Origin of the sequence: Roseateles sp. NT4, assembly GCF_051857475.1 — a bacterium.
Taxonomy (GTDB): domain Bacteria; phylum Pseudomonadota; class Gammaproteobacteria; order Burkholderiales; family Burkholderiaceae_C; genus Pelomonas.
Genome location: NZ_JBPZGZ010000001.1, coordinates 1899604 through 1919392 on the forward strand (window position 1 = coordinate 1899604; position 19789 = coordinate 1919392).

Sequence of the window (19789 nt, forward strand, 5' to 3'; positions counted from 1 at the left end):
CATCTCAATCGTCGTCCGACGCCGGGTCCAGCTCCGGGAAGAGCACGGACGTGAAGCCAAAACGCGTGAAATCCTTGACCCGCATCGGGTAGAGGACACCGTCCAGATGGTCGCACTCATGCTGGACGACGCGGGCATGGAAGCCGTCGGCAATCCGGTCGATGGGAGTGCCATCGGCGTCGAAGCCGGTGTAGCGGATGCGTTCGTCGCGCTCGACGACGCCGCGCAGGCCCGGCACGGACAGGCAGCCTTCCCAACCCTCCGTGCGGCCGCCGTCCAGCACTTCGATGGTCGGGTTGATCAGCACGGTGGGCGGCACCGGCGGCGCATCCGGGTAACGCACGTTCTTGGTGTAGCCGAAGATGACCAGGCGCAGGTCCACGCCGATCTGCGGCGCGGCCAAACCAGCGCCGTTGGCCGCGGCCATGGTTTCGAACATGTCGGCAATCAGCGCCTTCAGTTCGGGCGTGCCGAACTCGGCGATGGGCTGGGCGACGCGCAGCAGGCGCGGGTCGCCCATCTTCAGAATCTCGTGAACGGCCAAGCGGGCCTCCTTCGGCTATCGTCGCCCGATTCTAGGAACAGCCTTCTTCATGCTCGATTTCATCGACGACCTCGGCCACGGCATCTACGCCATCGACACCGGCTTCCAGCGCCCGCGCTTCGACGCCGCCTATCTGATGGTGGAGGACGGCCGCGCCGCCTTCATCGACACCGGCACCAACCACGCGGTGCCCCGCCTGTTGGCGGCGCTGAATGCGCTGGGCCTGGCCACCGACGCCGTGGACTGGGTCATTCCCACCCACGTCCACCTCGACCATGCCGGCGGCGTGGGTCTTTTGATGGAGGCCCTGCCCCGCGCCAAGGCCCTGGTCCACCCGCGCGGCCTGCGCCACATGGTCGACCCGAAAGCCCTGTGGCTGGGCGCCCTGGCCGTCTATGGCGACGAAGAGATGCAGCGCAGCTACGGCAAGCTCGTTCCGGTGCCGGCCGAACGTGCCGACGCCACGCATGACGAGCAGGTCATCTCGCTCGCCGGCCGGCCCCTGCGCTTCATCGACAGCCCCGGCCACGCCAAGCACCACCACGCCATCTGGGACGAGAAGAGCCGCAGCTGGTTCACCGGCGACACCTTCGGCCTGTCCTACCGCGCCTTCGATGTCGACGGCCGCGCCTGGATCCTGCCGACCAGCACGCCCGTGCAGTTCGAACCCGACGCGCTGAAGGCCACGGTGGCCCGCCTGCTGGCGGCCGAGCCCGTGGCCATGCAGGTGACCCACTACGGCCGCATCGGCGGTTCGGTGGAGGAAGTGCGCCGCCTGGCCGCCGTCATGCTGGAGCAGGTGGACGAGATGGTCGCCCTGGCCGAGCTGCTGAAGGAGGTCCCCGGGCGCCACGAGAAGCTCAAGGGCGGCCTGCTGGCGGCCTACTTGGCCCGCGTGCAGGGCCATGGCTACCGCGGCAGCATGGCCGACGCCGCCGATTGGCTGGCCCTGGATGCCGAACTGAACGCCCAGGGCCTGGAAGTGATGCTGGACCGCCCGGCCCGCTGACGGGGCGGCGCGCCCCGGGCCGGTGCAATCCACCGCACCGCGGCAGTGCCGCGATCCTGCGAGCCACAGCCACAGACCTGGGAAGAGCGCCGCCGGCGACGCAGGCACGCGTCTTGCGGTGAGTTGAGCGGAAGCCCGCGCCGCAGCGGTCTTCTCCTCGCCAAAGAAGGCGAACCTCAGCGCCCTAGCGCACCCCGCTGGCCCCGCCCGAGCAGACAGCTGCTCGCGGGGCCTTCTCTTTTGTGCCTCCGACCTGGCCGCTCCCCGCGGCCCGGTCGATCGCGCCTGCCCGCAGTCAAGACCATGCACATCGTCCTCATCGGCCACGGAATGGTCGGCCAGAAGTTTCTCGAATCGCTTGCCGAAGGCCCCGCGGCGGCCGACGTGCAGGTGACCGTGCTGTGCGAGGAACCGCGCCCGGCCTACGACCGCGTGCATCTGTCGGAGTTCTTCTCGGGCAAGTCGGCCCAGGACCTGTCCCTGGTGCCCGAGGGCTTCTTCGAGAAGACGGGCTTCAAGCTGCGCCTGGGCGCCAAGGCCGTGGCCATCGAGCGCCGTGACCACACGATCACGCTGGCCGACGGCGAGGTCGTCCCCTATGACAAGCTGGTGCTGGCCACCGGCTCCTACCCCTTCGTGCCGGCCGTGCCGGGCCGCGACCGGCCCCACTGCCATGTCTACCGCACCATCGAGGACCTCGAGGGCATGCAGGCCAGCGGCAAGGTGTCCAAGAGCGGCGTCGTCATCGGCGGCGGCCTGCTGGGCCTGGAATGCGCCAAGGCCCTGCGCGACATGGGACTGCACACCCATGTCGTCGAGTTCGCGCCGCGCCTGATGGCCGTGCAGATCGACGAGACCGGCGGCCGCGTGTTGCGGACCAAGATCGAGGAACTCGGCGTCGAGGTCCACACCAACCGAAACACCGTCGAGATCACCGACGGCGTGACGGCCCGCCACCGCCTCGTCTTCACCGACGGCACCTGGCTGGAGACCGACATGCTGGTCTTCTCCGCCGGCATCCGCCCGCGCGACGAAGTGGCCCGCCAGTGCGTGCTGGCCATCGGCCCGCGCGGCGGCGTCATCATCGACGACCACTGCAGCACGAGCGACCGCAATGTCTACGCGATTGGCGAATGCGCGGCCTGGAACGAGCAGACCTATGGCCTGGTCGCGCCCGGCTACGAGATGGCTCGCGTGGCCGCCCGCCATATCGCCGGCGACAGCGAGGCCGCCTTCCCCGGCGCCGACCTGTCCACCAAGCTCAAGCTGATGGGCGTGGACGTGGCCAGCATCGACGACGCCCATGGCAAGACGGCCCACTGCCGCAGCTACCAATACGTCGACGAGCGCAGGCAGGTCTACAAGAAGATCGTCGTCAGCGAGGATGGCCAGTTGCTGCTCGGCGCGGTGCTGGTGGGCGATGCCGCCGAATACGGCACGCTGCAGCAGATGGCGCTGAACCGCATCAAGCTGCCGGCCGAACCCGAATTCCTCATCCTCCCGAGCAGCGACGGCAAGGCCAAGGTCGGCCTCGGTCCCGACGCCCTGCCCGACAGCGCCCAGCTCTGCTCCTGCAACAACGTCAGCAAGGGCCAGATCTGCGCGGCCGTCGGCGAAGGCTGCACCACCATCGGCGACATCAAGGCCTGCACCAAGGCCGGCGCCACCTGTGGCGGCTGCGTGCCCCTGGTCACGCAGGTCATGAAGTTCGAAATGGCCCGACGCGGCATGGCCGTCAACAACCACCTCTGCGAGCACTTCCCGCATTCGCGCCAGGAGCTGTACCACCTGATCCGCGTCGGCGGCATCAAGACCTTCAGCGACCTGCTGCACAAGCACGGCAAGGGCCTGGGCTGCGACATCTGCAAGCCCGCTGCGGCCAGTATCTTCGCGTCCTGCTGGAACGATTTCGTCCTCAAGCCCGAGCTGGCCGCCCTGCAGGACAGCAACGACTACTACCTCGGCAACATCCAGAAGGACGGCAGCTACTCGGTCGTGCCGCGCATGCCGGGCGGCGAGGTCACGCCCGACGGCCTCATCGCGGTCGGTCAGGTGGCCAAGAAATACGGCCTGTACACCAAGATCACCGGCGGCGCCCGCGTCGACATGTTCGGCGCCCGTGTCGAGCAGCTGCCGCTGATCTGGGAGGAGCTGATCGCCGCCGGCTTCGAAAGCGGCCACGCCTACGGCAAGTCGCTGCGCACCGTGAAGAGCTGTGTCGGCAGCACCTGGTGCCGTTATGGCGTGGACGACTCGGTCGGCCTGGCCGTCGAGATCGAGAACCGCTACAAGGGCCTGCGCGCACCGCACAAGATCAAGTTCGGCGTCTCGGGCTGCACGCGGGAATGCGCCGAGGCCCAGGGCAAGGATGTCGGCATCATCGCCACCGACAAGGGCTGGAACCTCTACGTCTGCGGCAACGGCGGCATGAAGCCGCGCCATGCGGAGCTGATCGCCAGCGACCTGACCAAGGCCGAGCTACTCCAGCTGGTCGATCGCTTCCTGATGTTCTATGTGCGCACGGCCGACCGCCTGCAGCGCACCAGCACCTGGCGCGAGAACCTCGAAGGTGGCCTGGACTATCTGAAGCAGGTCCTCATCGACGACTCCTTGGGCCTCGCCGCCGAGCTGGAGGCCCAGATGCAGGCCGTCGTCGACACCTATCAGTGCGAGTGGAAGACGGCCGTCGAGACGCCCGAGGTGCGCCAGCGCTTCCGCAGCTTCGTCAACAGCGAGACGCCGGACGAACAGATCGTCTTCGTCAAGGAGCGCGGGCAGATCCGCCCGGCGCGTGCCGATGAACGTGAGGAAGCCACCGCATGAACTACATCCCCATCTGCGACATTGACGACATCCTGCCCAACACCGGCGTGGCCGCCCGCATCGGCGACCGCCACGTGGCCGTGTTCCGCATCGGCGCCGAGCGCTTCCACGCCATCGACAACATCGACCCGCGCTCCGGCGCCAGCGTGCTGGCCCGCGGCCTGGTGGGCAACCTGGGCGAGCGCGTCGTCGTCGCCTCGCCCCTCTACAAAAACCATTTCGACCTGAGCACCGGCGAATGCCTGGAGGCCCCCGAGCAATCGGTGCGAGCCCATGCCGTGCAGGTTCGAGACGGTCGCGTGCTGGTCGCACTGAACTGATTTTTTGAAGGCGCTAGAGGAGACAACCCATGGCCTATGTCGTACCCACAGAGTTCGTCACGAAGATGGTCGACTCCGGTGAATCCAAGCTGCTGATGTCGACGCGGGACACGCTGATCCGCGCCTACATGGCCGGCGCCATCCTGGCGCTGGCGGCGGCTTTTGCAGTGACGGTCAGCGTCAATACCGGCAATCCATTGCTGGGCGCCGTCCTGTTCCCGGTCGGCTTCATCCTGCTTTACCTGATGGGGTTCGACCTGCTGACCGGCGTGTTCACGCTGGTGCCGCTGGCGGTGCTGGACAAGCGCCCCGGCGCCACCTGGGGCGGCGTGTTCCGCAACTGGACCCTGGTGTTCTTCGGCAACTTCGCCGGCGCGCTGACGGTGGCCGTCTTCATGGCCATCATCTTCACCTTCGGCTTTTCCGAGGCGCCCAACGCGGTCGGCCTGAAGATCGGCAGCATCGGCGAGGGCCGCACGGTGGGCTATGCGGCCCATGGCGCCGCCGGCATGCTGACCCTCTTCATCCGCGGCGTGCTGTGCAACTGGATGGTGTCGACCGGCGTCGTCGCCGCCATGATGTCGACCTCGGTGTCGGGCAAGGCCATCGGCATGTGGATGCCGGTCATGGTGTTCTTCTACATGGGCTTCGAGCACAGCATCGTCAACATGTTCCTGTTCCCCTCGGGGCTGATGCTGGGCGGCAAGTTCACCATCATGGACTACCTGATCTGGAACGAGATCCCCACCGTGGTCGGCAACCTCGTGGGCGGTATCACCTTCGTCGGCCTGTCGCTGTATTCGACGCACTACAAGACAGCACCGAAGAGAGTGCTCAACTGATGAGCCTCAGGCTGGCAATCGGCCAGCACTCCGAGGCCGGTCGCAAGCCGCTCAACCAGGACTTCCACGGCATCGCCCAGCCCACCGGCGCCCAACGCCGTTCGCGCGGCATCGCGCTGGCCATCGCCGACGGCATCAGCAGCAGCCCCGTCAGCCAGGTCGCCAGCGCGGCGGCCGTGCGCGGCTTTCTGGAGGACTACTACGGCACCTCCGAAGCCTGGACGGTGCGCCGCGCCGCGCAATGCGTGCTGTCCGCCACCAACGGCTGGCTGCACGCCCAGACCCAGCGCGGCGACGGCCGCTTCGACAAGGACCGGGGCCATGTCTGCACCTTCAGCGCCCTGGTCTTCAAGGGCCGTGAGGTGCATCTGCTGCATGTCGGCGACACGCGCGCCTACCGCGTGCATGCGACCGCCCTGGAGCAACTGAGCCACGACCACCGCGTGCGCCTGGACGGCGGCCAGACCTATCTCGGCCGGGCGCTGGGCATCAGCCCGCATCTGGAGGTCGACCACGCCTGCTGGCCCACCGAGATCGGCGAGACCTATCTGCTGGCCACCGATGGCGCCTACGAACACCTGGACGCGGCCCTGGTCATCAACACGATCAGCCGCCATGGCGATGACCTGCAGGCCGCAGCGCAAGCCCTGGTGACCACGGCCCTGGCGCGCGGCAGCCCCGACAACGCCACCGTCATGCTGGCCCGCGTCGAATCCCTGCCCGACACCGCCGGCCCGCCGATGCGGCACGAGCGCCTGCGCCTGCCGCCGCGCCTCGCACCACGCATGGAGTTCGAGGGCTACCGCGTCGTGCGCGAGCTCTACACCAGCGCGCGCAGCCAGGTCGTGCTGGCCGTCGACACCGAAGGCCGCGAATGGGCGTTGAAGCTGCCCTCGGCCGAGATGGGCACCGACCACCGCGCCCTGGACCGCTTCGCTACCGAGGAATGGGTGGCCCGGCGCGTCGACAGCCCCCACGTCATCAAGGCGGCGCCGGCCGAGAAGCGTCGCGAGCATCTCTTCACGGCGATGGAGTTCATCACCGGCCAGACCCTGGCCCAGTGGATGACCGATCACCCCCGGCCCGGCCTGGACGAGGTGCGCCAGCTCGTCGACCAGATCGCCCGCGGCCTGCAGGTCCTGCATCGCAAGGAGATGCTGCACCAGGACCTGAGGCCCGAGAACCTGATGATCGACCGCCAGGGCACCGTCATCCTCATCGACCTGGCCGCGGCGCATGTCGCCGGCCTGAACGAAGGCCGGGGTGATGCCCGCGCCACCGACATCGCCGGCAGCCTGCAATACACGGCGCCCGAATACTTCACCGGCGACGGCGGCACGCCGCTGTCCGAGCTGTTCTCGCTGGCCGTGCTGGCCTACCAGATGCTGACCGGCGCCCTGCCCTATGGCCTGCAGGTGCCCCAGGTGCGCGGCCCGCGGGACCTGCACCGGCTGCAGTACGTGCCGCTGCGCACCCGCCGCCCCGACCTGCCGGAATGGCTGGACCGCGTGCTGCGCAAGGCCCTGCATCCCCAGCCCGCGCGGCGCCAGCAGGCGCTGTCGGAGTTTGCGCATGACCTCTACGCCCCCAGCGCCGAGTTCATGGGCCGCGACCGCACGCCGCTGCAGCAACGTCACCCCCTGCTGTTCTGGCGCGTGCTGACCCTGGGTTTCGGCCTGTCGACGCTGCTGCTGCTGGCCCTGCGCGTGGCGGGGCGCTGACGGCAAGCCACATGCCGTCCCTCAGATGAATGGAGCGCCCCCCTAGTCTCTGGCCGGCCGCCCCTTGGTCAATCGAGACAGCCTCGCAAAATCACCGGAATCTTGCCGTACGCGACTGCCAGGAGACCAGCATGCACACCGCCTTCAAGACCTTGCCCGCTTCCTGGCTGCCGCGTGGGCTGCTGGCCGCAGGGCTGCTGGCGGCCTCGGCAGGCGCCAGTGCGCTGAACAGCTTCACCTTCGACCCGAGTGCAGCCGGCCTGGCTGGCACCTCCTTCACGGCCGACAACCTGCTGATCTCCGACTACGCGACGGTGACCCGCACCTCCACCACCACCTTCACCGAGACCGGCTTCCTGGCCATCACCGGCGCGCAGCTCGGCAACACGACGCTGACGATCCCCGGCCTGAACAGCAGCTACGGCCTTTACATCGCCTTCACCGGCAGCGGCACCACCGACGGCAACAACCCGCTGACGCAGGTTTCCGTCGGCAGCTTCACCTCGCTGACCTACACGCTCTACGGCTACAACGGCACTGCCAGCTTCGGCTTCAGCGGTACCACGCCGACCACGACGGCCGCCGCACCGGTGGTGCTGGCCACCGGCAGCCTGCTCAGCGGCGGCGTCGTCAGCTTCCCGGGCGGCGGCGCCTTCTCGCCGTCGGCCACGGCCTCGGTGTCCGTCGGCAATGTGTCACCGGCCTTCACCCTGCCCGCGGGCTTCTACAGCCGGGCCGACACCTCCTTCACCAACACCAGCTCGCAGGTGCAGCCCTTCGCCAACGGCTTCATGGTCCAGCAGGGCGGCGGCTCGATCAACTTTGCGGCCCCGGTGCCGGAGCCGATGACATCGACCCTGCTGCTGGGTGGCCTGGGTGTGATCGGCTTTTTGGCACGCCGCCGCGGCACTTCACGCTGACATCTTTGTAACCGTCACGCCCCGGGGCCTGAGGGCCTAAGGGTGACGGTGGACCAGCCCCCAAACCGAGGGAAGGACCGGTGGTCAGCCCCGGCGAATGTGTTTCAGAATGTGCTCATCCCGCAGCCAGCACCGAGAGTGCGGCACCGCCGATTCGCGGCGAGGGGCGTGGAGGGCATGAATGGGCAGTACGCCGTGGTTTCTGGAGAGCGTGGCCGCTGACGGTTCACGCGTGACGCATCGCATCGAAAGGCTGCCGTTCAGCGTGGGCCGCGATGTCGGCAATGACTTGACCATCGAGGCGCAGGGGCTGTCCCGGCGTCATGCTGAATTGCAGGCCAACGAGGTCGGCGGGCTGATGGTGGTCGACCTGGGCAGCACCAACGGCACCTTCGTCAATCACGAGCGTCTGGCCGGCCCGCGGCCGCTGGCGCCCAACGACATCATCCATTTCTGCACCGCCGAGTTCCGGCTGACCCACGACGAGACGCTGGCCGCTTCCACCGTGGCCGAGCCGCGCCCGATGCGCACGATGGTGGTGTCGAGCAACAACCCGCTGAGCCAGAACTTCGTCCGCAAGGAAGCGCAGTTCATGGAGTTCCTGGCCGGCCGCGGCCTGACCGCTGCGGCCCAGCCCATCGTCGATGCCCGCACGGGGCGCCTGCTCGCCTACGAGCTGCTGGGGCGCTGCACCCACCCCGACCTGCCCGGCTCGCCCATGCATCTGTTCATGATGGCGGCCACGCTGCGTCGTGAGGCCGAGCTGAGCGAAGCCTTCCGCTCCTACGGCGTGGCGGCGCTGGCACCCAAGGCCCAGGGCGTGCACGTCTTCGTCAATGCCCACCCGAGCGAGACCTTCTCGGAAGAGTTCTTCCAGTCCCTGCACACGCTGCTAGCCCTGCCGGTGCCACCCAAGCTGGTGGTGGAGGTGCACGAAAGCGCGGTCGTCGAAGTCGACCGCATGCGCGAACTGGCGGAGCGTCTCAAGAGCATCGGCGTGGCCTTTGCGTACGACGACTTCGGCGCGGGCCAGGCGCGCCTGAACGAGCTGGCCGAGGTGCCCGCCCATTTCGTCAAGTTCGACATGGGCATCGTGCGCAATCTGCATGAGGCCAGCGACCGCAAGCAGCGCATGGTGCGCGACCTGGTGCGCATGGTGCTGGAGCTGGGCTCCATCCCGCTCGCCGAAGGCGTCGAGCAGGAAGCCGAAGCCGAGATCTGCCGCGACATGGGCTTCCGCCTCATCCAGGGCTATCTGACGGGCAAGCCGGTGATGGTGGACAAGCTCTAGCGTCCGCGGCCCGCCAAGGCGGAGCCGACCACCACCAGACCCGCACCGGCCCAGAAGCTCAGTGGCAATGCCGTGCTCAGCCACAACGACGCGAACAGCGCCGACAGCAACGGCGTGGCATTGGCAGCGAGGCCCAGGGTGCCAACATTGCCGCGCAGGATGGCCAGATTCCACAGCGCATAGGCCGCGCCGACGGCGCTGCCGGCCAGCAGCACTTGGCCGACCGCGGGCAGCGACCAGTGCATGGATGGAGTCCCCGGCCTCAGCAGATGCAACGCCCAGAAGGCGACCGCACTCAGCGCCATGAAGAGCCAGACGCCATTGCAGCCCTTGGCGAGCCGGTTCGTGACGGTGCAGTAGAGGGCCCAGGTGACTGCTGCGCCCAAGGCCAGGCCATAACTGAGCGGGTTGCCCGTGGCGTGGGCGACAAAGCCGGACAAGCTGAAGCCATGCGCCGGCATGCAGGCCACGACGACGCCAGCAAAGGCCAGAGCCAGGCCCGTCAGCATCACGACACCCACGCGTTGGCGCAATGCAAGCGCGGAGCACACCACCGTCAAGCTGGGCCACAGATAGTTGACCATGCCGACCTCGATGGCCTCGCTGCGGCTGCGGGCCAGGCCCACGGCCAGCGCAAAGCAGAGCTGGTAGCCGACGAAGAGGGCCGTACCCAGCAGCAGATACAGGGGCGGGAAGGCCTTCAGCGGCGTGCGCTTCGTCACCGCGAACAGCAGCAGCGCACTCAACGTGTAGAGCACGGCCGCACCGCCGGTGGCCCCCAGATGCTCGGTGATGCCGCGCATGGTGCCAACCGAGGTGCTCCACAGCAGGATGGCGCCCAGGCCCATGGCGAGGGCGGCGCGAGACGAAACAGCCAATTCAACAACTCCCCGGCAAGCCGGGAAGCGGCGCCGCTCAAACGTCCAGACCCAGCTCCTGGATCTTGCGCGTGATGGTATTGCGGCCGATGCCCAGCTTCTGCGCGGCCTCGATGCGACGGCCGCGCGTGATGTCCAGGGCCGTCAGGATGAGCTGGGCCTCGAACTTCTTGGTCAGCGCATCCCAGACGTCGGTCTCGCCCGCAGCGAGGCGGGCGCGCGCGTCGGCAGCCATGTCGGCCAGCCAGCCTTCGCCGCTGCTGGTGCTGGCGGGCGCGGCGACGGGGGCCGGCACTGCGGCGCTGGGCTGCGCAGCGGGCAGGCTGGTCATGGCCGTGGTGGACGGCGCGGGGACATAACCGGGCTGCACCTCGTCCGGCAGGTCCTTGGGCTCGACGACCTGGCTGGGCGCCATGACGCTGAGCCAGTGGCAAATGTTCTCGAGTTGCCGGACATTGCCCGGGAAGTCGAAGTTGGTCAGCACCGTCAGGGCCGCATCCGACAGGCGCTTGGGCTCGACACCCAGTTCGGTCGCGCTGCGCTGCAGGAAATGACGGGCCAGCGAGGGCACGTCCTCGCGGCGCTCGCGCAGCGGTGGCAGGCGCAGGCGGATGACGTTGAGACGATGGAACAAGTCCTCGCGGAACACGCCCTGGCGCACGCGGTCTTCCAGGTTCTGGTGGGTGGCCGCGATGACGCGCACATTGCTGCGCATCGGGCTGTGGCCGCCGACGCGGTAGAACTGGCCGTCCGACAGCACACGCAGCAGCCGCGTCTGCAGCTCGAAGGGCATGTCGCCGATTTCGTCGAGGAAGAGCGTGCCGCCGTCGGCCTGCTCGAAGCGGCCGCGCCGCGAGGCCTGGGCGCCGGTGAAGGCGCCGCGCTCGTGGCCGAAGAGCTCGCTCTCCAGCAGGTCCTTCGGAATGGCCGCCGTGTTGATGGCCACAAAGGGGCCCTCGCCGCGCGGGCTGTGCTTGTGCAGGGCGCGCGCCACCAGCTCCTTGCCCGAGCCGCTCTCGCCCGTGATCATCACGGTCACATTGCTCTGCGACAGCCGGCCGATGGCGCGGAAGACGTCCTGCATGGCCGGCGCCTGGCCCAGCATCTCGGGCACCTGGGCCGCGGCTTCCTGCTCACCGGCCTCACGCTGGCTTTCTTCCTGGGCGCGGCGGATCAGCTCCACGGCACGCGGCAGGTCGAAGGGCTTGGGCAGGTACTCGAAGGCGCCGCCCTGGAAGGCCGACACGGCGCTGTCCAGGTCGGAGTAGGCCGTCATGATGATGACGGGCAGGGCCGGCAGCCGGGCCTTGACCTTGGCCAGCAGCTCCAGGCCCGAGCCACCCGGCATGCGGATGTCGGACACCAGCACCTGCGGTGAATCGTCGTCAAGCGCGGCGAGCATGTCGCGCGCATTGCTGAAGCTGCGCACCGGCAGCCCCTCGCGGGCCAGGGCCTTCTCGAGCACGAAGCGGATCGAGTGGTCGTCGTCAACAACCCAGATGGATTTCATGCGGTTCCTCAGCCCCTCCCGTCGGCTTGTGGCGTCAAGGCAGGGGCAGCGTGATTCGGAAATTCGTCAGGCCCGGCTCGCTCTCGCAATCGATCATCCCTTGGTGCTGTTGGGCGATCGTCTGCGCGAGCGTGAGTCCGAGTCCCGAGCCGCCCTCCCGCCCTGAGACCAGGGGAAAGAAGATGCGATCCCGGATCTCGGCGGGGACGCCGGGACCGTTGTCCTCGATATGCAATTCCAATGCCAAGCGCCAGCGCTGCTTGCCAATCGTGACCTGGCGGGAGACGCGGGTGCGCAGCACGATCTGGGCGTCGCCGGCCGAAATTCGCGAACCCAGCACCTGAGCGGCGTTCTGCACGATGTTCAACACCATCTGGATCAGCTGCTCGCGGTCGCCGCGGAAGTCGGGCAGGGAGGTGTCGTAGTCGCGCGGGATCACCAGGCCCTTGGGGTGCTCGATGAGCACCAGCGCCCTCACCCGCTCGCAGATCTCGTGGATGTTGACGTCGCCGACGACGTGGGCGCGGCGGTGCGGCGCCAGCAGCCGGTCCACCAGGCTCTGCAGCCGGTCGACCTCATGGACGATGACCTGGGTGTATTCGGTCAGCTCGGGGCTGCCGTCCTGCAGCTCCAGCGCCAGCAGCTGGGCCGCGCCACGGATGCCGCCCAGCGGGTTCTTGATCTCATGGGCCAGGTTGCGCGTCAGCTCCTTGGTGGCCTGCACCTGGTCGAGGCTGCGCTCGTCACGGTCCTGGCGGGCCTGCTGGGCGATCTCGATGAGTTCCACCAGCACGCGCGGCGTGCCGTCTTCCGCCGCATCCATCTGCGACACGATGACATGCACAGGCAGGCCGTCCTCGTGGGCCCAGGCGCCGCGGCGCAGCAGGGCGTCAAAACGGCTGCTGGAATAGTGGTTGGCGGCCACGCCGGCCAAGGTCTCCAGCAGGCGTTGGGCGTCGTCGAACCAGTCGGACAGCTGCGCCTTCTGCACGGTGCGGCGCGACAACCGCATGCCGTTCTCGAAAGCGGCATTGGCGAACAGGCATTCGCCGTCGGCACGCGCGACAACCACCATGGTCGCCAGCAGGTCCAGGCCGGCGAACTCGGCCGGCAGCAAGGGGGTATCAGTCATGAAGCGCCGAGGCGCTTCGCGCCTCAGGGGGGAAGTTTGCCGATCTCGCGCTTGAGCGCCTGGACATCGGACTCGTAGCGGGCGACGCTGTCCTTGAGCTCGGCCATGCGGTCCAGATACTTCTGGTAGTTGCGCTCGTCGCCGCGACGCTCGCCCTGGCCGCCGTTGAATTCCTTCTGGGCCGCGGCGAGGCGCTCCTCGGCTGTGCGCAACTCGGTCTGCAGCACACGGCGGCGCTCGTCATCGCGCGCGCGCTGCTGGCCGGCATCGACACGGCCGTCAGCACCACGCTGCCCCTCGGCCACCGGCGCGGCTCCCGTGGCGGGGCGCGGCTTGGGCGACTGCAGCACCGTGATGGGCGTGCCCTCGATGGAGCGGCAGCCCTTCTCGGCGGCTTCCTTGGCGGACAGCGCGTCGGTGTACAGCACCGGCGGACCGGGGCAGCGGTAGACGGTGCCCTGGGCTTGCGCGCCCAGGCTGGCCAGGACAAGCAGCGGTGCCAGCAATCGATTCAGCATGTGGGGATTGTGGCTCAGCGCGGGCAACAAAAAAGGGGCCGCGGCAGCGGCCCCCTTCTGCGGGGATGACACAGGCAGCGTGAAGGCTGCCCATGGCCATCACAGCGCGTAGTACATGTCGAACTCGACCGGGTGGGTCGCCATGCGGAAGCGCGTCACTTCCTGCATCTTCAGCTCGATGTAGGCATCGATATAGCTGTCGGTGAACACGCCACCCTTGGTCAGGAAGGCCCGGTCCTTGTCCAGATAGTCCAGGGCCTGGTCCAGGCTGTGGCAGACGGTCGGGATCTTCGCGTCTTCTTCCGGCGGCAGGTGGTAGAGGTCCTTGGTGGCGGCTTCGCCCGGGTGGATCTTGTTCTCCACGCCGTCCAGGCCGGCCATCAGCAGGGCCGAGAAGGCCAGGTACGGATTGGCGGAAGGATCCGGGAAGCGCGCTTCGATGCGGCGGCCCTTGGGGTTGCCGACATAGGGAATGCGGATCGAGGCCGAGCGGTTCTTGGCCGAGTAGGCCAGCTTGACCGGGGCTTCGAAGCCGGGCACCAGGCGCTTGTACGAGTTCGTACCGGGGTTGGTGATGGCGTTCAGGGCGCGGGCGTGCTTGATGATGCCGCCGATGTAGTACAGGGCGAATTCGCTCAGGCCGGCGTAGCCGTCACCGGCGAACAGGTTCTTGCCGTCCTTCCAGACGGACTGGTGAACGTGCATGCCGCTGCCGTTGTCGCCGACGAGCGGCTTGGGCATGAAGGTCGCGGTCTTGCCATAGGCGTGGGCGACGTTCTGGATGATGTACTTCTGCAGTTGCAGCCAGTCGGCGCGCTGCACCAGCGAGCTGAACTTGGTGCCGATTTCCATCTGGCCGGCGTTCGCCACTTCGTGGTGATGCACTTCGACCGGGATGCCCATCTGTTCGAGGATCAGGCACATCTCCGAGCGCATGTCCTGGCCGCTGTCGACCGGGGGCACGGGGAAGTAGCCGCCCTTGACGGTGGGACGGTAGCCGCTGTTGCCGTGCTCGTACTCCTTGGAGGAGTTCCAGGCGCCTTCTTCGGACTCGATCTTGAAGAAGGAGCCGGACATTTCATTGCCCCAGCGCACGCTGTCGAAGATGAAGAACTCGGGTTCCGGACCGAAATAAGCCGTGTCGCCCAGGCCGGAGGCCTTCAGATAAGCCTCGGCGCGCTTGGCCAGCGAGCGCGGATCGCGCTCATAGGCCTTGCCGTCGGCGGGATCGACCACGTCGCAGGACAGGATCAGCGTCGGCTCTTCGAAGAAGGGGTCGACGTTGGCGGTGTTGGGATCGGGCATGAGCAGCATGTCCGAGGCTTCGATGCCCTTCCAGCCGGCGATCGAGGAACCGTCGAAGGCGTGACCCGACGTGAACTTGTCTTCATCGAAATGGGAGACGGGCACGGAGACGTGCTGCTCCTTGCCACGGGTGTCGGTGAAGCGGAAATCAACGAACTTGATTTCGTTGTCCTTCACCATGCTCATCACATCGGCGACGGTCTTGGCCATCAATAGCTCCTAGCGGGATCGATCAGGGGTGGGTTGCCGCCGCCAACGCACGCGCGTCAGCGGCCACGGGGGTATTCAAAGCAGGTTGCATGCCAGATGCACCGACATGGGTTGCTGCCCGGCAGCGCCGGGCATTATGTGGCGACCCCGGTTACGGCGCGAGAACTATCGCACCAGCTCAGTGCTGATGGACGCACCAAATTGGATCACGCCCTGTTTGAGGGCGTCATAGGCGCTGTCGAGGCTCTCCGCCTTGCCTTTCACGCCCAGCTCGATGCAGCGGCCCCATTGCGGGTGGTCGACGCTGGGCAGGCTGAAAACCTTGATGCCGGCGAAGTCGGCTTCGACGGCTTCCATCAGCGGCGTCAGGCTGGCCTCCATGGCGCCCTGCACGATCAGCGAGCGCTCGATGACGCCGACCTGGCGGTGCAGCTGCGGGTAGCGGTCCAACACCCAGGCCATCATGGGATGGGCCATGACCGGAAAGCCCGGCACGAAGTGCACATTGCCGACAAAGAAGCCGGGGATCTTGTTGAAGGGGTTGGGGATGATGCCGGCGCCTTCGGGGAAGACGCCCATCTCGAAGCGGCGCAGGCTGTCGGGCTCGTCGATGGTGACCGTCTTGCCCTGCTCCGCCGCCATCTGCTGGATGCGCTGCCAGATCAGCTCCTGGGCCTCGGGATGCAGGGCCAGCGGTCGGCCCAGGGCCATGGCCGCGGACTGGCGCGTGTGATCGTCGGGCGTGGCACCGATGCCGCCGCAGCTGACGACGAGATCGCCGCTGGCAAACGCCTCGCGCAGCCGGCCCACCAGCAGCTCGCGGTCGTCGCCCAGGTATTGAGCCCAGGCCAGTTGCATGCCGCGCTGGGACAGCAGCTCGATGAACTTGGCCAGGTGGGAGTCCTGGCGCTTGCCGGACAGGATCTCGTCGCCAATGATGATCAGTCCAACTTGCATGCGTTCAGTTCTCTAAAAGGACAGCAGATTCGGCCACCGGTTCCGCCGCCCTGCGTGCCTGCAAGGCCGCCAGCGCGTAGTGCGTGAACCAGGCCGTGGAGAAGGCGAAGACCAGGGTGTAGAGCCAGATGGCCAGCAGCACGACGAAGGGCGCCAGGATGATGGCCGTCACGCCGACCACGGCCCAGATCAGCGAGGGCACGGCGCCCAGATAACCGCAGACGACGCCCATGGCCAGCATGGGGATGCGGTGCTCCTTCAGCAATGCGCGGCGTTCCTCGGCCGAGGCATGATCGGCCAGCACGTCGAAGCCAAAGACCCGGTAGGTCAGCCAGCCCCAGATCAGCGGCGGCAGCACCATGACCAAGGGCGGGATCAGCCACAGCGGCATGGACAGGATGATCAGCACCAGGGCGATCAGCGTTGCGCCCAGCGATGCGGCCACGCTCTGCAGCAGCGTGCCGCCGCGCTTCTTCTCCAGCAGCGGGAAGCGGCGCTGCGCGACGAGACGCACGATGGCCGGCGTCATCAGCAGGGCGACCAGCAGCAGGCTGAGCAGGATGACGACGGGCAGCACGCCGGCCAGCACCAGCATGCCGGTCAAGGTGCTGCGGAAGGACTCCATGTCGTGGTTGCCCAGCCATTTCAGCAGGCTGTCAATCAGGTGCCAGCTCTCCAACGTGGCCCGCACGCTGGCGTTGGCGGCCTCCCAGAAGAAGAACATGAAGCCAAACACCAGGCCGCCGGCGATGACCAGCGGCAGCAGGGACAGGCCGATCACGCGGGGGTGCAGGCAATAGGCGGCGGCGCGCCAGAAGGAATCGACGAGACCTTGCATCAGGCTGTTTTCCTGAACGAACCGAACAGACGGATCAGCCCCAGCCACTGCTGACGCCAGAAGCCGCGGCCGTAGTCACGGCCGCCCTCTTCGGGCAGCTGGTCGCGCACGCCGGTGGCATCAAAGCGGGGCTCGAAATTGGCGGTGCGGAACAGCAGGTCCCACAGCGGCAGCAGCACGCCGAAGTTGTGGCCGCCCAGGGTGCCGCGACCGCCCGACTCGTGGCCGATGCCGATGCTGTGATGCAGGCGGTGAAAGCGCGGGCTGACGAACAGGCGCTCGCCAATGCGGCCGAAGCTGACGCGCGCATTCGCATGCTGCAGGCTTTCGTGCAGCTGGGTGATGACGGTGATGGCGACGAACTGCCCCGGCTCCACGCCGATGAGGCGGGCCAGCAGGGCCATGGCCGTGCCCATCAGCACATCGTCCAGCAGGTGGTTGCGGTTGTCGCTCCACATCGTCATCTGGCGCTGGCTGTGGTGCAGGCTGTGCAGGGCCCACCACCAGTTGAACTGGTGCTGGGCGCGGTGCAGCCAGTAGCCCACGAAGTCGAAGACGAGGAGGTAGAGCAGCAGGCTCACCCAGGCGATGTCGGTCACGCCGGGCCACAGCCCATCCAGCTGCCAGGTCGACAGGCCGGCCATGCGCAGCTCGCCGGCGATGCCATCCCACAAAGGCTCGATGCTGAAGAACATCAGCAGGCGCACCAAGCCCAGGCGATGGATCAGGGTGTACAGCACATCGGTGCGAACGGCCGCGTGGTCGACGACGGGCTCGACCGGCCAGCGACGCTCCAGGATGCCGATGCCGAGCAGGATGACGGCGATCTGGATGAGGCCGAGCAGCAGCCAGCCGGTGGCGTCAAAGGCGTCTTCCAGCAGATTGCCGAAGCCCAGGCCAAACACCACCGGCTGCACGACGGACTCGTAGAGCCACAGCTGCAGGCTGTCGAAGGTGTTGGATATCCAGTCGATCACGGCTTGCGGGCGTAGGTCTTGGGTTCGGCCTTCAGGGCGACCTTGCTGTCCTTGGCCTCAGCGGCCTTGAACAGGCTGGCAAAGCGCGGATGCTCGCGCAGCGGTGCGAAGCATAGGCCCCGCTGCTCCAGGCCGCTCATCAGCGGCTCCAGCACCGCGGGCGCCCAGGGGTCCTGGCGCTCCCAGATGCCCAGGTGGGCGATCAGGATGTCACCGGGCTTGATGTCGCGCAGCGCCTTCTCCAGCAGCACCGCATTGGGATTGCTCTGGCTGGGCAGCTCGTCGCCCAGGAAGCCGGCGCGGCTCCAGCCGACGTGGCTGAATCCGCAGGCCTTGGCGGCATTCAGCAGCGCTGTCGACGAGCGTCCCGCCGGCGCACGGAAGATGGGCCCCAGGGGCTTGCCCGTCATGGCCTTGAAGCGTTCGCCGACCTTGTTCAGGCTCTCGCAGTACTGCTCGGGCGTCAGCTCGCGCACGACGGGCGGGTTGACGCCGGCCTGGGTCTTCACCTTGAAGCGAACCACCTTGCCGTCGGCGTCCAGCACATCCTCCATGAAGATGTCGTGGTCCCAGGTGTGGGAGCCGAAGTCGTGGCCCTCGGCCACGCGCTCGCGCCACCACGGCGCCCAGGTCTCGTCCAGCGTCGTGCCGCCGGTCAGCGTGGGTTCGCTGGCCAGGAAGAAGGTCGCCTTGGCGTTGTGCTTCTTCAGCGTCTCGGCGATCAGCGGCGCGACACCCATGTGGCCGGTGTCGAAGGTGAGATAGACCGGCTTGTCGCAAGACGGTTGCGCGGTGGCCGCAGTAGCCACCAGCGCCAAGAACCAGGCTTTCATTTCAATTTCTCTTTTCGGGCCGGGCGACGGGCCGCTCCCTAGCCGGCCCGCCATGGCGATGTGCTTGCCTGTCGAGCCGGCAAGCATCGCCGTCCCCGCGGGGGACCGGCCAAGGTACTCCTTGGACGAGAGGCGCCATTTCTATAGACGTGGCTGATGGTCCAGCGTCCAGATGCCGTGCGGCGACTTGCCCACCTTGACCTGCTTGACCACCTTGCGCGTGGCCGTGTCGATCTGCGTGAGCTTGCCGGCCCAGCGCGAGGTGACGAGCAGGGTCTTGCCGTCGGTCAGCAGCTCCATGTCGTCCGGCCCGGCCGGTGCGGGGAACTGGTCGACGACGGCCAGCGTCGTCAGGTCGATCTTGCTGATGGTGTTGGCGGCGCGGTTGCTGACCAGCACATGGCGCTTGTCGCCCCAGGCGCGGAAGGAGTGGGCGCCGGCGCCCGTCAGGATGCGCTTGGCCAGCTTGGGCGCCGCACCGCTGACGTCCCAGACCTCGACGAATTTGTCGCCCGTCAGGCCGATGAGGATGAAGCGGTCATCCGGCGTCAGATAGATGTCGGCCGGCATCTTGCCGACGGCCTGCTTCCACTTGACCGCCTGCGTCGCCAGGTCGATGGCCATCAGCTCGTCGCTGTCCTGCAGGCTGGCGTAGAGGGTGGTGCTCTTGCTGTCGATGTTGAGGTGACTCGGCGTCTTGGGCGCCGGGATGCGCTTGACCAGCTGCAGCGGCTCACCGGCGACGCTGCCCTGCCAGCGGTAGAGGTCAACGCGGTCCAGGCGGTTGGAGGCGGTGATGAACCACTTCATGTCCGGCGAGAAGCGCAGGTGGTAGGGGTCGGGCACGCCGCGCACGACGCGCTGGACCTCGGCCGTGCGGGGGTCGATGAAGGTCAGCGAATCGCCCAGGGCATTGGCGACGATGAGGGACTTCTCGTCCGGCGACAGGTAAAGGTGATGGGGCTCCTTGCCCGTCGGGATGCGCTTGACGACGGCAAAGCTGACCGGGTCGACGACCGAGATGTCGGCGTCCAGGGAATTCAGCACGAAGACCGGGGGACGGGTGTCTGCCTGGACCAGGCCGGCCAGCAGCATCAGGAGCGCGAAGGCGCTGCGACGAAACATCAGGAATCCTTGCAAAGCAAAAAGGGCGGCAGTTGC

18 protein-coding genes are annotated in these 19789 nt (G+C 67.5%); 7 read left to right on the forward strand and 11 right to left on the reverse strand.

Annotated features, from left to right (window positions below):
- Window positions 1-4: 4 nt before the first annotated feature.
- Window positions 5-544: a peptide deformylase gene (def, locus tag ACS5PN_RS08930; RefSeq protein ID WP_439463562.1), complete on the reverse strand. Its 540-nt coding sequence runs from the start codon at window positions 542-544 to the stop codon at window positions 5-7.
- Window positions 545-593: 49 nt separating this feature from the next.
- Here def and ACS5PN_RS08935 point away from each other — a divergent pair, with 49 nt between their 5' ends.
- The 7 genes from ACS5PN_RS08935 to ACS5PN_RS08965 all read left to right on the forward strand — a co-directional run bounded on the left by ACS5PN_RS08935 (window position 594) and on the right by ACS5PN_RS08965 (window position 9470).
- Window positions 594-1553, forward strand: coding sequence for an MBL fold metallo-hydrolase (locus tag ACS5PN_RS08935; RefSeq protein ID WP_439463563.1), 960 nt, complete (start codon window positions 594-596; stop codon window positions 1551-1553).
- 303 nt (window positions 1554-1856) lie between these two features.
- Complete coding sequence (gene nirB / locus ACS5PN_RS08940; RefSeq protein WP_439463564.1) at window positions 1857-4376, forward strand: nitrite reductase large subunit NirB; 2520 nt, start codon at window positions 1857-1859, stop codon at window positions 4374-4376.
- Window positions 4373-4696, forward strand: coding sequence for a nitrite reductase small subunit NirD (nirD, locus tag ACS5PN_RS08945; RefSeq protein ID WP_439463565.1), 324 nt, complete (start codon window positions 4373-4375; stop codon window positions 4694-4696). The genes nirB and nirD overlap by 4 nt, the downstream gene beginning before the upstream one ends.
- 29 nt (window positions 4697-4725) lie before the next feature.
- On the forward strand, window positions 4726-5538 hold the full coding sequence (locus tag ACS5PN_RS08950; protein ID WP_439463566.1) for a formate/nitrite transporter family protein: 813 nt from the start codon (window positions 4726-4728) through the stop codon (window positions 5536-5538).
- Window positions 5538-7259 carry a protein kinase domain-containing protein gene (locus tag ACS5PN_RS08955; protein ID WP_439463567.1) on the forward strand — a complete coding sequence of 574 codons (1722 nt, stop codon included), beginning with the start codon at window positions 5538-5540 and terminating at the stop codon, window positions 7257-7259. The genes ACS5PN_RS08950 and ACS5PN_RS08955 overlap by 1 nt, the downstream gene beginning before the upstream one ends.
- Window positions 7260-7390: 131 nt before the next feature.
- A complete protein-coding gene (gene pepA, locus ACS5PN_RS08960; RefSeq protein ID WP_439463568.1) occupies window positions 7391-8179 on the forward strand; it encodes a flocculation-associated PEP-CTERM protein PepA in 789 nt (262 codons plus the stop codon).
- Window positions 8180-8360: 181 nt separating this feature from the next.
- Complete coding sequence (locus ACS5PN_RS08965; protein ID WP_439463569.1) at window positions 8361-9470, forward strand: EAL domain-containing protein; 1110 nt, start codon at window positions 8361-8363, stop codon at window positions 9468-9470.
- On the opposite strand, the gene yddG is transcribed toward ACS5PN_RS08965, so the two are convergent.
- The 10 genes from yddG to ACS5PN_RS09015 all read right to left on the reverse strand — a co-directional run bounded on the left by yddG (window position 9467) and on the right by ACS5PN_RS09015 (window position 19768).
- Window positions 9467-10348, reverse strand: a complete 882-nt coding sequence (gene yddG, locus ACS5PN_RS08970; RefSeq protein WP_439463570.1) for an aromatic amino acid DMT transporter YddG — start codon at window positions 10346-10348, stop codon at window positions 9467-9469. The two genes, ACS5PN_RS08965 and yddG, sit on opposite strands and share 4 nt — an antisense overlap.
- 37 nt (window positions 10349-10385) lie before the next feature.
- Window positions 10386-11858, reverse strand: a complete 1473-nt coding sequence (gene ntrC / locus ACS5PN_RS08975) for a nitrogen regulation protein NR(I) (RefSeq protein ID WP_439463571.1) — start codon at window positions 11856-11858, stop codon at window positions 10386-10388.
- 34 nt (window positions 11859-11892) lie between these two features.
- Window positions 11893-12990, reverse strand: coding sequence for a nitrogen regulation protein NR(II) (gene glnL, locus ACS5PN_RS08980; protein ID WP_439463572.1), 1098 nt, complete (start codon window positions 12988-12990; stop codon window positions 11893-11895).
- A 23-nt stretch (window positions 12991-13013) separates the two neighbouring features.
- Window positions 13014-13508 (reverse strand): hypothetical protein, encoded by a 495-nt coding sequence (locus ACS5PN_RS08985; protein WP_439463573.1) that lies wholly within the window; start codon window positions 13506-13508, stop codon window positions 13014-13016.
- A 99-nt stretch (window positions 13509-13607) separates the two neighbouring features.
- Window positions 13608-15023: a type I glutamate--ammonia ligase gene (gene glnA / locus ACS5PN_RS08990; protein WP_439463574.1), complete on the reverse strand. Its 1416-nt coding sequence runs from the start codon at window positions 15021-15023 to the stop codon at window positions 13608-13610.
- A gap of 165 nt (window positions 15024-15188) precedes the next feature.
- Complete coding sequence (locus ACS5PN_RS08995; protein ID WP_439463575.1) at window positions 15189-15980, reverse strand: competence/damage-inducible protein A; 792 nt, start codon at window positions 15978-15980, stop codon at window positions 15189-15191.
- A 4-nt stretch (window positions 15981-15984) separates the two neighbouring features.
- Window positions 15985-16818, reverse strand: a complete 834-nt coding sequence (locus tag ACS5PN_RS09000; RefSeq protein WP_439463576.1) for an EI24 domain-containing protein — start codon at window positions 16816-16818, stop codon at window positions 15985-15987.
- Window positions 16818-17792 (reverse strand): sterol desaturase family protein, encoded by a 975-nt coding sequence (locus ACS5PN_RS09005; protein ID WP_439463711.1) that lies wholly within the window; start codon window positions 17790-17792, stop codon window positions 16818-16820. Before ACS5PN_RS09005 ends, ACS5PN_RS09000 begins: the two co-directional genes overlap by 1 nt.
- Entirely contained in the window at window positions 17792-18628 is an 837-nt protein-coding gene (locus ACS5PN_RS09010; RefSeq protein ID WP_439463577.1) for a polysaccharide deacetylase family protein, read from the reverse strand. Before ACS5PN_RS09010 ends, ACS5PN_RS09005 begins: the two co-directional genes overlap by 1 nt.
- A 141-nt stretch (window positions 18629-18769) precedes the next feature.
- Window positions 18770-19768, reverse strand: a complete 999-nt coding sequence (locus tag ACS5PN_RS09015; protein WP_439463578.1) for a YncE family protein — start codon at window positions 19766-19768, stop codon at window positions 18770-18772.
- Between the last annotated feature and the right edge of the window lie 21 nt (window positions 19769-19789).